Annotated in this window: 11 protein-coding genes; 2 read left to right on the top strand and 9 right to left on the bottom strand. The window is 36.5% G+C overall.

The window, feature by feature from the left end; genetic code table 11:
* The 4 genes from B4C08_RS09760 to B4C08_RS09745 form a co-directional block, all read right to left on the bottom strand.
* The coding region (locus B4C08_RS09760; protein WP_296664924.1) for a damage-control phosphatase ARMT1 family protein at window positions 1-1,950 on the bottom strand (1,950 nt) is incomplete at its 3' end.
* Window positions 1,951-1,958: 8 nt separating this feature from the next.
* Window positions 1,959-2,993, bottom strand: coding sequence for a DUF4384 domain-containing protein (locus tag B4C08_RS09755; protein WP_296664921.1), 1,035 nt, complete (start codon window positions 2,991-2,993; stop codon window positions 1,959-1,961).
* A 12-nt stretch (window positions 2,994-3,005) separates the two neighbouring features.
* Complete coding sequence (locus B4C08_RS09750) at window positions 3,006-4,787, bottom strand: hypothetical protein (RefSeq protein WP_296664919.1); 1,782 nt, start codon at window positions 4,785-4,787, stop codon at window positions 3,006-3,008.
* A 47-nt stretch (window positions 4,788-4,834) separates the two neighbouring features.
* Window positions 4,835-5,929, bottom strand: a complete 1,095-nt coding sequence (locus B4C08_RS09745; RefSeq protein ID WP_296664917.1) for a hypothetical protein — start codon at window positions 5,927-5,929, stop codon at window positions 4,835-4,837.
* Window positions 5,930-6,045: 116 nt separating this feature from the next.
* Between B4C08_RS09745 and B4C08_RS09740 the strand changes: the two genes are divergently transcribed.
* The gene (locus tag B4C08_RS09740) at window positions 6,046-6,363 is read left to right on the top strand and encodes a helix-turn-helix domain-containing protein (RefSeq protein WP_296664915.1); all 318 of its coding nucleotides are present in this window, start codon (window positions 6,046-6,048) and stop codon (window positions 6,361-6,363) included.
* A 150-nt stretch (window positions 6,364-6,513) separates the two neighbouring features.
* Here B4C08_RS09740 and B4C08_RS09735 read toward each other — a convergent pair whose 3' ends face one another.
* Window positions 6,514-7,275 carry an ATP-binding protein gene (locus tag B4C08_RS09735; RefSeq protein WP_296664913.1) on the bottom strand — a complete coding sequence of 254 codons (762 nt, stop codon included), beginning with the start codon at window positions 7,273-7,275 and terminating at the stop codon, window positions 6,514-6,516.
* Window positions 7,276-7,318: 43 nt separating this feature from the next.
* Window positions 7,319-8,635 carry an IS21 family transposase gene (istA, locus tag B4C08_RS09730; protein WP_296664910.1) on the bottom strand — a complete coding sequence of 439 codons (1,317 nt, stop codon included), beginning with the start codon at window positions 8,633-8,635 and terminating at the stop codon, window positions 7,319-7,321.
* Between the two features lie 808 nt (window positions 8,636-9,443).
* Here istA and B4C08_RS09725 point away from each other — a divergent pair.
* Window positions 9,444-10,202, top strand: a complete 759-nt coding sequence (locus B4C08_RS09725; RefSeq protein ID WP_295800396.1) for a DUF4469 domain-containing protein — start codon at window positions 9,444-9,446, stop codon at window positions 10,200-10,202.
* Window positions 10,203-10,273: 71 nt separating this feature from the next.
* Here B4C08_RS09725 and tkt read toward each other — a convergent pair whose 3' ends face one another.
* The 3 genes from tkt to B4C08_RS09710 form a co-directional block, all read right to left on the bottom strand.
* Window positions 10,274-12,244, bottom strand: a complete 1,971-nt coding sequence (tkt, locus tag B4C08_RS09720) for a transketolase (RefSeq protein WP_296664908.1) — start codon at window positions 12,242-12,244, stop codon at window positions 10,274-10,276.
* Between the two features lie 102 nt (window positions 12,245-12,346).
* Window positions 12,347-12,823, bottom strand: a complete 477-nt coding sequence (locus B4C08_RS09715; protein ID WP_295800405.1) for a PTS sugar transporter subunit IIA — start codon at window positions 12,821-12,823, stop codon at window positions 12,347-12,349.
* 27 nt (window positions 12,824-12,850) lie between these two features.
* Window positions 12,851-14,371 (bottom strand): hypothetical protein, encoded by a 1,521-nt coding sequence (locus tag B4C08_RS09710; RefSeq protein ID WP_296664906.1) that lies wholly within the window; start codon window positions 14,369-14,371, stop codon window positions 12,851-12,853.
* Between the last annotated feature and the right edge of the window lie 145 nt (window positions 14,372-14,516).

Genomic DNA, 14,516 nt, shown 5'->3' with positions numbered 1-14,516 from the left:
AGCAGTCATCCTAGCCCAGTCCGCGGCGTGTCGTTTAGAACTGCTTATAAGCTCATCAATTTCATTTTTGCAGCTTGCCTTTATTTCATATTTAAGTCGTTCATCAAGCTGTATTTTTACTTCCTCGCTTACTTTTTCCTTTAAAAGAAATTTCGGAACTAGAATAGTTCCTGCAAAAAACAGAGCGTAACCTGCAAGCAGAAAAGTAAAATCAACAGAAGATTTTCCATCAAATGCAAAAGAAGAAAAATATACCTGATTTTTTGTATCATTAATCTTATTAGCTATAAAATTTATAGCAGAAAAAATTGGAGATGCTGTACAAAAAATAAAACTAACTAACAGCAAAGCAGAAATTAATGAGATAACAATTATTACGCCTTTTGAATAAATTTTCTCTTCTACTGTTTTTTCTTTCTTTTTCTTTTTTTGCTCAGAAACATTTTTTTTGTCTTTTGACGCGTTTTCATCTGACTTACCATTGTTTTTTTTCTTGCAAAAAGACAGTATTTTCTCCTTCAGTTTTTTTTTAGGATTGAAATGAATTACAGCCCACTTTCCGTTTGCCTTAAAGCTGTTCTCAATAGAAGAATTTACACTTTCCGTGCTTTTTGCAAGGTGATACATAGATGAAGACACACCGACTAGAACATCAGACTTTATGACACGTGGAGCCAGAATCGGAACATCTCCGAAAACATTTTCTGTTAGCTTTATAAAAGACTCGTCATAATTCCAGTTTTTATCTTCAACAAGCCTTCTATAATTCAAATCTCCCTTTACAATTATAAGACTGCTTTTACTTAACTCTTTATATAAATCGCTATCTGCCTCTTTTAGTTCATTAAATGTTCTTGGAGAAGTCCAAAAATCATTTGTTTCAACTTTTATTTTTCCTGAATTCAGATAATCACGACATTCTTCTATATCTTTATCTTTTGTTAAAATAGACTGAAGCAAGAATCCAAAGTCATTTTCTGTAGCATCAGAAACAAAAAACGGATATTTTTTTACATGAAATACAACTTCGTTAGCAAGACCCAAATACAAAAAATAACAGGCTAAAAACAAATCTGAAAAAAGTTCTTTTCCGCAATTGTCGCATATTATATCAAAACGCTTATGTTTCTCTTTCTCATTACTAAGTATTTTTAAGAATTCATAAATATTTTCGCTATCATCACAAAGAACTGTAATATCATTCGCCTTAAAATCAAACCTATCTTTTGAATTAAGCTGACTTAAATCGCTTGTATTTGCAGAAAGACAATACAGAAGGCTTTTTTTGAAATATTTTTTTCCATCATCAGTATCAAATTCTTTTTCTCTGTCTTTTCTAGAAAACAAATTTTTTAACTGCTGTATAAAATCTTCATTTCCATTTATTATGCTGAATTTTTTTCCAGATGCAAAAAAATCATTCTTGTTACTAAAATATTCTTTCTGTGCAAGCAAAGCATGATAAAAAAGAACTTCCGCCTCAAAAAACGGAGCATTATAAATACAGTCTTTCAAAGTAAGTTCATTTACCTTTTTAAGCGCATCACATTTTTCATTATCACCTATTCCACATATAGCTTGTTCATCTAGTTTCTGTCTGAAAGACTTTAAGAATGCCACTACTATATTCGAAAAAACTTTATATTCTTCTTTGGTTTTTATTTTTCTAAAATGATTTATTACAATTATATTGCAGTTTTTTCCTTTTTCATTAGAATCATTATTTTCTTTTCTCTGATTTATATTTTCAGTTTCACAAGATATTTGTGAACCTAAAACTTCATCATCAAAGAATATTTCCAACATGGGAGTTTCTATAAATTTTTCATAATTTCCAGAGCAGTAGTCTTCAAATATTTTCTTAAACCTTTTTTCTACTGTGAATTCCGCAAACGAGCCTTTTTCTGCCGCTGAAAAATATTTTTCTTTTTCCTTACTTTTATTCTTCATTTTTCCTCTTACTCCATCACAGTATATGTAATCTTGAAAACACTGCTTTCGTAGTTTTCGGCGGAACTTTGTTTTACAGCCATGATTCCGCGTGCAATTTTCTGAATGTCGTTTCTTGCGTATTTTCCAGTCGAAGTCTGCTCAGGAAGACCTTTCTCCGAAGTTGAAGCGTAAATCAGAATCTGCTCCGCTCCGTAAACGCCGTCAACAACCTTAAAAACCGTGTCTTTCAAATCAGGAAAAGTGCGGACTTCACCTGCTCGAATAAAATTATATGCGACAGGAAGCCAGTTCTTGTCCCCGTTAGCGTCAATGCACAGAATCGCAATATAAGAATCTTTTTCCACAGAAATCATGAACTTTACAATGTCATTCGGATAAAGCATATTCACAAGATTGTCCCCGCTGTCGAGCATCGCCGCAGTTATGAGGTAATCAGGCTTTGGGATATTTCGTTTTTCAGATGAGCTGTTTTTTACAGAAGAAATATCTTTTTCAACTACAGAAGCAATTTTTGCATCTTCAAAATCCTTAAGAATTTGATTTGCCTGCATGGAATTCTTTGGGAATAAAGTCAAATTTAAGGATTTTATCTTTGACATTGAAATGATAATTTTTTCAGAAGCAACAAGTTCGCCTGCAGAATCCTTCAAATCCAAAAACAGCTCAAGATTTTCTGCATTTGGAAAATAAGTACCCGAAATAATATATTTTTTTTGTTCTGAAGACTTTTTCATCTGTCCAAAAGAAACTCCACGAGTTGCAACAATCTGTCCTTCAGAAGAAAGCGAAGATGTATCTATAATTTTTATACGCATTGTTCTTGCAGCCGCTCGTTTTATTTCATTTTTAATCCATGGAACAACAGAGCCACAGGTTTCAGAATCAGAATAATAGATAAAGCCGATTGCTGTTTCAGCTCGCTGAATTTGTTTTTCAAAAAGCACATTGTCAAACCGACGTATTCCGTCAGAAATAGAATTCTGTGCAAAAGTTGAAACTGCCAAAATCATAAAAAAAACAAGACTAAAATATTTTTTCATAAAATCCTCCAATTATTTTTTTAGAACACTTCCGTTTAATGTCATTCTTTTTAAAGCAGATGGAGATTTAATAACTCCATTCTCATCCGTATAACAGAAAATTCCTGCAAAGCCATATTCAGAAAGTAAAGAAAAATTCGTTAACAACATATTTTGTTTTTTTTCATATTCAGTAAACCAAAGCTGTTCAGCAGAATTAGAATCCATACCAACAAAAAATGATTTTCCACCATGTCCGTAAGAATCAGATGCATTTTGAACACCAGAAACAGCAATAAAGTCTTCACTTTCAGAAAGACAAAGAGATGTTATAAACGATGATGGATTTTCATTACGGTAAAAATAATTCCAACTTTCATTAGGCAGAAGTTTTATTATAACAGCAGATGTGTTTTCACTTTCAAAAGTTTCCGCTCCTGCAAAAACCTCCCCGCTATTATTTAGAACCACGCATGATACAGACTTTATACTTTGTACAAAATCTTCTTTTGAAATAAGTTTTCCGTCATAAGAAAATTTATATAATACAGAAGAAAGAACTTCTCCATTTTCATTTTGTCTGTTGCAGAGCAAAATGATTTTCTCACATTCAGTGTCATACAGACATAATGCATGATTCACAAGATTTGATTCTGCTAAAGGAAGTTCCAATGGCACTAAGGAAAAAATCGGATGGTCATTTTCAAAAGAAATTTTTAGAACAGTAAGACTACCAGCAGAGCCGAATCCAGTTGCAAGAATATTTGATCCGAATGAGCTTATAGAAAAAAGTCCTAAAAGTTCGGGAATCTTAAACGACTCAATATGACCATTTTTAGAATCTGCAACAAGCACAAGACCAGACTCCGATTTTTCGTTCATGCTCTGTCCCACGCAGATTATCTTGTTTTCAAGTAAAACTCCGTCATAAATTTTGTTATCAGCATTTTTTTCAGAAAAACTAGACTCCCATTTTTTCGTTCCAGTATTTTCAAAGCATCCAAAACATGCACTTAAAAACTTATTTTTGTTTTTATCCTCTTCTATTTTATTTCCAATGCAAAATATAGAATTTTCATTTTTTGAGCCAAATGTTTTTAAAAGTGCCGTATCAGAATAATCTTTATTCCACAGAGGCTCATTTATTTTCACAATCGGGCGAGCATCTTCAAAAACAACTTTCTCTCCATCAAAAGTATAAGTGTAAACAAAACCTGTCTTATTTTTTTTACTTAAAGGTATTTTCCAACTGCTAGACATTTTATTTCCTTCTTGAACAAACAATTTTGTGTTATCAGAAGGAACTTTTAAAGCTGCAACATCTCTAGAAGAAATATAATATTCGGGATTTGAATTTCTGCTATTTACCTGACCGTTCAAAAAACACGGAAACAAGGATATTCCGTTTGAGATTTGAACAGAAATTTTGGAATTGTTTTTCAAAATCAAATAATTGTCAAAACTTTGATTTTCAATAGGTTTTTCTATTAGTAATTCAACTTGATTATCTGTTATAGCTATTTTATTACGCAAATAGAAAAAAATATCTTTTGTAAAAGGAATTTTATATAAAACTTCCCATCCATCATAAAGAGCAGAATCATGAAGTGGGAATTTATGAGCCACGCTAGACTTTGCAGAAACTTTAGTTTCATCAATTTCAATATCAAAGTCAGAATTATTCTTTATTAAAGTTTCAAAGCAATTATCGATGTATACATTTTTCTGAGCTACAGAATTATTCGCTGTTGCACAAGCAGTTAGTAAAACAAGAGAAAAAATGTATATAGTACAAGCAAAAGTAATTCTTTTCATATAGAAAAAGTTTTCCTTTCTAAACAAGAAAGGAAAACTCTACAATTTTATTCCATAAAGAGCTGGATGCGAGCATCCTCAACAAGGCTCTTCTTACCTACTTCGCGGATGTCATACTGATAATTGCCATCAAGTTCTGTAACAATCACATCGTATTTATACCCTGGAAGGAATGTAAAAGGAGATATTTTCTTCTTTGTAAAATTATCAAATTCAAAAGTGAGAGATGTATAAAGTTTTCCAGCCTCACCATTCTGAGATGAAATCTCATATACATCAGTCCTGCCAGAAGCTGTAAATCTTCTACCCTTTTGATTTTTTAAAGGAGTTCCGGCATTTCTAAATTCAATTCCAGAATTTGTATCATTCTGAACACTTACAAATGCAACATCATATCCAACATTTGAAGCAGACGGACCTTCAAATCTAATTGGAGTTATATCACCACCAATAGGCTCTGGATACGCTCGCTTTCTATCTGCTTTTCCAGGATTATTCATTGAAGTTTTTTCATTTGTTTTGGGATTTACATAAATAAAAGTCGGATAAAAATCATAAGAAAGACTATCATCTCTTGCGCTCAAATAGATTCTTTTATTTGTTGTTAACGGAGCTAATGTTGCAATAACTTCACCTTGGGAAGGATTACCCAACCTAAGTTCAAGAACAAAATTTTCTGATTCATTGCTTACATAAATGCATTCCTTCTGGCTAGCATCAACACCTCTGTAAATCGACAAAGAAATCTTGTCCCCAGAGTCATTCAAATCATATACAACAAGACCTGTATAAATAACATCTTCTTCTGTAATTCTAGCCTTTTCTTTATATAAATTAGCAGTAGCAACACGAACCAATAAAGAACCACTAGAAGGAATTCCAGGAATCTTTGAAATATCAAATGACCTTGATGTGTTAGCATGAATTCCACCGATTAGATTTCCTTTCTCAACCTTACCAACAAAAACCACAACATCTTCAGCCGTATTATTCGAAACAAACAAAGAGCCTTTTTCAGAATTAAAATTAATGTCCTTGTTTTTTAACTCAATTGGTTTGTTTTCTTTAGAATTAGTACTCGCACATCCGACAACCATCAATCCAAGCACAGCGGCAAGCGCCAGGCATCCAATTTTTTTCATTTCTTCCTCCAACAACCATGGATTTTTCCCAATATAGAATTATATCAAAAATAATATACTACTATATCAAATTAATCAATTAAAATTATATATAAATATATCTATCTTGATATAAAATGGATTTAGAAAAGACAGTAATCGACAACATAAAAAGAATTCGCAAGGAAAAGCACATCACGCAGGAACAGCTGGCAGAAGCATGCAACACGGCGACAAGCTATATCGGGCTTATGGAAACCTACAAGAATGTGCCCAAACTTTCCACAATCGAAAAAATCGCCGCAGCCCTGAACGTTGAGCCTGAAGTACTTTTCAAGAAATCAGAAGTCGAAAAAAAAGATGAACAGAAAATCCGCATAATCACAGACACAGTCATAGAAAGCATGAGAAAAGAGCTTTACAAGGCAATCAGGGAAAACTGGCACGCGGAATAAAGACAAATCTCAGGTAGACTTATCGGCATATTATCTTCATTACCAATGGAGTTGTTAGCGTCCGGCGAATTTAACCATTACGAGTCGGGAGAAAATCGCCAATTTTAGTCAGACGAAAATGACCAAAAATCCCATCTCACAATTCAAATTTTATTCGATTTCCTGAATGCTGTCAGTAACAGTTTGCACTTTTTTCGTGGTCAGGTTGAATGCTTCCCGCTTTTGACCACGATGGCTTGAACCAGAAAAATTGAAAATCATCACATCATCAAAGATTCTGTCCATTGCACATTTCAAAGTATCTTCTTCTGCAAAGCACTGCTTCCAGAATTTCGGCTGCTTGTTGCTTGTGAAAATAATGTTGAAATTTCCTTCCTTGTTGTAACGGCGGTCAATCATGTCGAAAAACAACCTTGTGTTTTCGGTGTCAAAATTGCAGTAACCGACCTCATCAATTACGAGGCAGGACGGTTTTACCAGAGAACTAATGACTCTGTTTTCACGGCCATATTTCCTGGCTTCTGTGAACATGTCGTTCAGTTCCGTCATCTTGATAAAACAAGTCTTCAGCATTCTCTTGCAGCATTCATACCCAAACGCCATTGCAAGATGAGCCTTCCCGGTTCCTGCAGGCCCGATGAATGCAAGATTCCTGTGTGCATAAAGCGGTGCCAGGGTCGTTATCGACTTGAGCTTTTCGAGTCCTTTTCCCGAGAGTTCCGAAAAATCAAAGTTCTCGAAAGTCTTGGAATTCTTCATCGGAAGACGGGAACATTTCAGAAGAAAGTTTACGGAACCCTCTTGTTTCCTTTCTGCAAATTCTGCAAACACATCTGCTACGGCCTGCATCTGTAAGCCAGAGAATTCTCTTTCAATCATGTAATCGGCAATTTCCTGCTCTGTAATCTTCATTTTCAGAACATCAAGACTGTTGCCCAATTAGGAAATAATATCGCTATTCATCATCTCCTCCGCTGAAATCGAACTGGTCAAAATAGTCTTCTTCGTCTGGCTGTATAATCTGCTCTATCAGAGTCTTTACATCTGCCGTAGGGAATTCTTCAGGCTGGTCAGGCCTTGCATACTGATCCTTGCAGTAGCTGTCATAACGGCTCCAGGTTACTTCATGCGTAACAAGCTTTTGCTTCATATCTTCAGAATAAATCAGAAGTTCATGGCCATGCCTGTATACATGTACCGTTTTCTGCGTGTATATGTACGGAACACCGAATCGTCTGCCTTCATAGTTCACAAAACCGTCAAAGGAAATACGTCTTTCCGGGCATAGATATACAAACAGCTCCTCGCGTTTCTTAAGTTCTGCCGCTACCAGAAGGCATTTTTCCGCATGAACATCATTTGGAATAAGGTTCAATGATTTCTGGTATCTTGAATTCTGTCTGTTGCACCAGTCCAGTGCCTGTTCATTCAGGTCAGTGACATTCATGAATGTTCTTCCTGCAAGAAAATTTCCCTTCACGAACTGTACAAGCCGTTCAACCTTTCCTTTTGTGAAAGGATGGTATGGCTTGCACAATCTGGTCTCGAATCTGACGGTCTTCATGAAAACTTCATAGTCATGGTTCCAGACAGGTCTTCCGTTGCAGTCTCTTTTTGTAACGACGGACTTCATGTTGTCTGTAAGAACAGTTTTTGGAATGCCCATATACTTGAATGCATGAAGCATTCCGATGAACAGATTTTCCTGCTTTGCGTTTGGAAAAAATTCAATGAACCGTTGTCCGCAATGATGGCAAATCATGGCAAAGCAGGCTGCCTGGATTATTTCGCCGTTCTCTGCAAGAACATCAACAAATCCCCAGTCCATCTGATAGCTCTGTCCCGGTTCTGTTGAAAACCTTCTGCCACGGTTTCCCTGCGGGGAAATTATCTGCCGCGGTGCAGGCGCAAGATTCTTGTGCTTCTGGATATAAACTTTTATCGATGTGAGTCCGCCCTCATATCCAAGTTCCTGCAATCGTTCAAAACAGACCTGGGAGTTAGTTATGTTTGTCTTGAGGAAATTGTTCAGTACGGATTCGTAACCTGAAAGAACATTTACTGCAGCTGATTTTCCCTTGTTTCCATTTGGCTTTTCTTCAAAACTGTTCTTTTTCAGCCGCCGGAGTTTTCCACGCGTTATTCCGGTCATTCGATGAAGCTCAGCAAGATTTACTTTTTCATTTGAAAAATTTTCACCTTCGCGGGTCTTAATTACTTCTAGCGCCTGTGGTAAACTCAGTTTGCGGTCATTATCAATTCTGTCATTCATTTTTCTCCTTCGATGGGATTTAGGTCAAACACCATTCTAAGGATTATGGCTAAAATTGATAATGGCTTTTTTCTTTTGACTTTTTTTGGTTAATTCCGCCTGACTCGTGGCGGTTGTTTTCTCCCGACGCTAACAGAGTATACGTTCCATAGATTATAGGCATATCTCTTTCTCAACTTATAATACACAATTTATACAACTTATAAGAATAGCTCTCAGCCAAGTTGTATGTAATGAAGTTCGTCATGCTATTTTCACAACTCTTTGTCAGACTATTCATACAAATCATTACAGCGTATCTATGAGAATGCGTATAGCTTATATGCATCCTCATAGATAAGTTATCCAGCAATTTATATACAGCAAGCAGTAAATATTGCGGATACCCTAACAATAAAAACAACCATAACCTAAATAAACCTTACTCAATAGCTTATGAATTATTTCATCTGCAAATTAGAAAAAAAAATAAAAATTTCTATATTTTTATCTAAAAAACCGGCATTTTTTTTTAATTTAAGGCAATAACATAGTTATAAATAAAAAAAACAAACAGCATTTTCAAGTTTTTATTGAAAATGTAAAAAAAGGAGGAAAAGAAAATGAAAATAAAAAATAAGACTTCTTAACTGACACTATGCAGTAAAAAAGTCTAAAAATCATGTTGCGGAAAACAGGCTAGAAAAATTCTATAAAAAGTAAAAAACTTCCGCAGATCTTTCAAACCACCAAAAGAAAAAAGACGTTGTCTAAAACTATAGTGGTAAAAACAACAGACAAATAAAAATAATACAAAGGAGTCAATATTATGATAAACATCGACACAAAGCGTAAAACAAACTTCGCTGTAACATTAACACCTTGCTATTTCAAGGAGCACACATACATTGCCCGTGTTCCAAGAAAAACAGTAACAACAGATCAAATTCTAGATCTTGTTTCTGCTCATAATCAGGGAATTGACCGTTATCAGGTAGGTCATGCCATGGAACTGTTGAAAAAGGAAATTCTTGAGCAGGCAGAACTTGGTTTTGCAGTAGACATAATGGAAATCTGCAAGCTTTACATTGCCCCTTGCAATGGAATAAAGTCACTTACACCAGAGGCAGAAATCATAACAGGCTTTGAAGCGCGTTTTTGCGCAAATGAACAATTAAACGAAAAACTTAAAACCATAAGTGCATCTGTAACCTCTGTAACAACTCCATCTCCTCAAATTTCACAAATCGAAAATCCTGTAGACGGAACAAAGGATAAGACACTAAAAGCCACATTCAGTGCACGTCTTATTGGGAAAAAACTAAAAATCGGAGGCGCAGAAAGCGGAATATGGTTTGTTCCAGAAACAGAAAATAACGAGCCAACAGAAGATGAATCTACCTGGATAAAAGTTCCAGAAGAATTTATAACAAGAAATACATCTAAAATGCTTGAATTTCATCTTCCTCGTTTGCTTACAGCAGGAAAGAAATACTTTATACAAATCTGCACATCAGAAAGAAGTGGATATGAGTTAAAAACTCCAATAACAGGAATAAGTAAAATTCCTATTATGATAGAGGAATAAACAAAAAAGTCCCGGAGTATATCTGCATTATGGCTCCGGGACTTTCGTTTATAAATTAGTCTAATGAGAAATTAGCATTCCAAGACTTTTGCCAAATAAGCAGAAGTAAACTTGAGATCTTCAGCTACTTTTGCAGCAGGACCAGACTCGCCAAAACGGTCAATTGTAAACAAGTCCTTTTCGCTTGAAACATATTTTTCCCAGCCAAAACTTACACCGGCTTCTGCAACAACAACACGCTTTGCATTACCGATTATTTCTTTCTGGAACGATTCATCCTGTTTTTCAAACAAAGTCTTGTCCATAACAGAAACAACACGAATATTTTTGCCAGAAATAATCTTTGCAGCATTCAAAGACATTTCAACTTCAGAGCCTGTTGCAAGGATTGTAATATCAGGATTCTTCGTTCCTTCCTGAACTATATACGCGCCTTTTCTTACAGTATTCTTCCAATCTTTGTCTGCCTTTTCATATACAGTGATTGCCTGTCTTGTAAATGCCATGCAAACCGGATGATTTGTGCTTTCAAGCGCCATTTCCCATGCAACAGCAGATTCTTCTGCATCGCCCGGACGCAGGAACTGCACATTAGGAATACAGCGCAAAGCCGCATTTGTTTCAACAGGTTGATGTGTAGGACCGTCTTCACCTACATAGATTGAATCATGTGTGAAGATATAGATGTTAGGAAGCTTGCTCAAAGCTGCAACACGCAAAGAAGGACGCAGATAGTCGCTGAACACAAGGAATGTAGCCCCGAAAGCTCTAAGTCCTCCATGCAAATTGATTCCGCTCATAACCTGGCTCATCGCAAACTCACGGATTCCGTATTCAATTGTGCGGCCTTTTCTGTTTGACTTGCTATAAACACCGTCATCGTCAGCAACTTTTGTCTTGTTAGGTCCCTGCAAGTCAGCAGAACCGCCCACAAGCCATTCATAGCGTTTAGCCATGCAGTTAAGGCTTTTTCCACTGGCATCACGTGTAGCAAGCTTGTCTCCAGCCTTATAAGAAGGGGATTCACACTCGCCTGTTGCCTTGTGATTCCAATAGGAATCCCATTTCTTTGCAAGTTCTGGATTTTCTTTTGCCCATTCAGCAAATGTCTTGTTCCAGTTTTCTTCAGCTTTTGCCCATTCAAGTCTCTTTTCTTCAAAGTACTTATACGCTTCAGGAGCAACCCAGAACTGCTCATCAGATGGAATTCCAAGAGCAGTCTTTGCAGCCTTGCAGCCTTCCTCTCCAAGAGGAGCGCCATGCACATCAGCAGTTCCCTGCTTTGGAGCGCCTTTGCCAATCACAGACTTAAGAATAATTAAAGAAGGTTTTGAAGTGTCGCGCTTTGCAATTTCAACGAGGTCTGCAATTTCACCTACGTTATACATAGAGCCACGCAAAACCTGCCAACCGTAAGAAAGGTAGCGTTTTTCAATGTCATCTGTGAATGTTATATCTGTATTTCCATCAATTGAAATCTTATTTTCATCATAGAATACGATAAGTTTTCCAAGACCAAGATTTCCGGCAAGAGAACTGGCTTCTGATGAAACACCTTCTTCAAGGCAACCTTCGCCAACGAGAGTATAAGTATAATGGTCAACAATTGTGTGCTTTGGAGTATTAAAGCGTGCAGCGAGCATTGTTTCAGCAATCGCCATTCCAACTGCGGCTGCAATTCCCTGTCCAAGCGGTCCAGATGTGCATTCGACACCATCTGTTTCGCCATATTCAGGATGTCCAGGGCATTTTGAGCCAATCTGACGGAATGTCTTTATATCATCAAGTGAAACTTTATATCCTGAAAGATGAAGAATTGAATAAAGCAACATCGAGCCATGTCCAGCGGAAAGAATAAACCGATCTCTATCCGCCCATTTTGAATCAGCAGGATTATGCTTTAAAAGCTCACCATAAAGAACAGCAGCGACTTCCGCAGCACCAAGAGGAAGTCCTGGATGACCTGAATTTGCCTTTTGGATTGCATCCATAGAAAGGCTTCTGATTGACAAAGCGACAGCTTCGATAGCTTTTGTGTCCATAGTTGTTACACTCCACTAAAATTAAGGAAAATTTTAGTGGTATTCTACAACTAAGCGTATGTTTTTTCAATCATCTAAAGGTTAAAAAACAAAGGCTGTTTACTATAAGAGTTCAGGACGTGAAATTCTTCTAAGCAAGTCCAAAAGCTCGCCTTTTGAAGGACAAGCCTGAATTCCCTTGCGGAATTTTTCATTCTTAAATAAAGTCGCCAAGGCAGACAGAACTTTTATATGGAACTGCGCAGAATCAGAAAGAATAATAAACATCACATAAACTTTTTTTACATCAGGAGCCTGCATATCCATAGGCTCTCGTAAATATGCGACAACAATCTTACTTTCAGAGCTGTCTTTTACAAGAGGATAACGAGGATGAGGAATTGCAATTCCATTTCCAACAGCCGTGCTAAGAACTTTTTCACGCTCAACAAGTTCTTTTTGAAGCTGGTGAGCAGTAAGACCAGAAGGCACAACAATTCGGTCGCATATATACTCAAAGATTTTCGCACAGGAATTTCCCGGCACATTCTCTAAAACTTCTCCACGCTCAAAAAGAATACCAATATCAAAATCTTCCATAAACAGTACACTCCTTGTAACCCACTTTTACTTTTTCTTAAAAGAACTCATTCTGCCAGCAACGCATGAACCGCCTTTTATAACCTTGAACTGGCTTTGCTTTTCCTTTGCAAGAGAAGACTCAAGAATTCCCTTTATATCCTCAAAGTTCCATTCCATTCCGTCTAATGAAAGAAGCAGCGCATCTGCAGTTTCTTCTGCAGTCGGATCAGAAGCTATAGTTTCAAGCATACGCAAAATATGTCCATGAAGCTGAGCCAAAACCACAACTTCCTGGCTCGGGAGGTTCAGAATCAATTCACCAAGAAAATCGATTTTCCTTACTAGGGAAGAAACATTTCCATAAAGTTCCAGTGTCTTCTTTCTGACTGCTCCAAGAGTCTGATCTGCAAACCAGTTGTAATCTTTCTGAAGAATAGCATATCTTTCTTTAAGCGACAAGATAATTTTTTGAATCTGAATGTCGTCAAGAGAAAAGTCATCTCGGCATATAAAGTCTATCGCATACTTTGCATAGTCTGTTTTTTTTTGATAAAGAGCATCAAGTATGATTTGGTCATACACAAACTCTGGGATAGAATTAAGAGTGTATTCCGCAAATGTAATGTTTTTTTTCAACTCATTATTTAACAGTGCAAGCGTAGAATTCCATTTTCCGAACGCAGGAACTTCTTCTCCTTTTCTCCACAGTCTTGTTTCCACTCCGTAATGCTCAAAAGAAATCTTATTTGTATGTTTAAACAGAAGTTCTTCCGTTGAGCCGCAGTAAGGAACGCACAGTGTCCTTCTATTTTCAAAAAAAACTGTAACAAGCTGCTCTTCTATTGAAGTCATTGGTCCACGTTTTTCAAAACAGTCAAGAAGCCTTTTTTCAAGCTCCGCAAACCACTCAATCCGCTTTTCCCCAATTTCGCCCTTGTCAAAACTAGTTTCATCGCTATGCAGAATCATCATATTAAGTTTTCCAGCATTCCAGTCAGTAACACAGCAAAGAATTCTGTCGCCTTTTTTATATCCGTACTTTTCTGAAAGGTAGTCCAAGTCAAGCCCAGTAAGATTAACTGTATTTGAAAGCTCAAAGTCGCGCGAAACCAAATCCAAATCTTTGTTCGCAGGGTCGGCGGCTATATACTGGGGAGCATATTCTTCTCCATAAAGCATGAACATATCGATAGCATCATCGCTATCAAAAACACCAACCTTGGACGGAACTTTTTTTCCTTTTACATAAAAACGGAGCGTTGAAGAAATTCTATCTGTTTCCACAAAAGGCATACATCTGTCGCCAGGAACAAAAACGCCCTGCTCTGCTTCTTTAGCTGTAGGAACTATGCTGAAAATCTCACCAGTAAAAGCTCCTGCATGGGTAACAAATCTTCCGTCCTCAAGCTCAAGAACATTAGGGCTTGAGCAAAGAAAATCCACTGCATCCTCTAGCGAAGCTGAAAAGCCAAGGGTGTTCAAGACTTTTCTCATATCCTTTGCGGTGAAAGGCTTTACGTAAGTCCTCAAAAATTTTTCCGCTAATTCTTCTCTTGAAAATCCCATGTTACAATATTAATACTTTTTCAAATAAATAAAAAGATTTTAGAAAAAAAATTGAAAATAATAATCAATAAGTTTAATATACTTTTATAGATAGTCTGAAGTTCGACTTTTTAAATATTAAAATGTCATTATCGGGCTCGACCCG

Source organism: Treponema sp. UBA753, assembly GCF_002297325.1.
In the GTDB taxonomy this organism is placed as follows: Bacteria; Spirochaetota; Spirochaetia; order Treponematales; family Treponemataceae; genus Treponema_D.
Note: the sequence above shows the minus strand (reverse complement) of the source record. Positions and strands in the feature narration are given on the sequence as shown.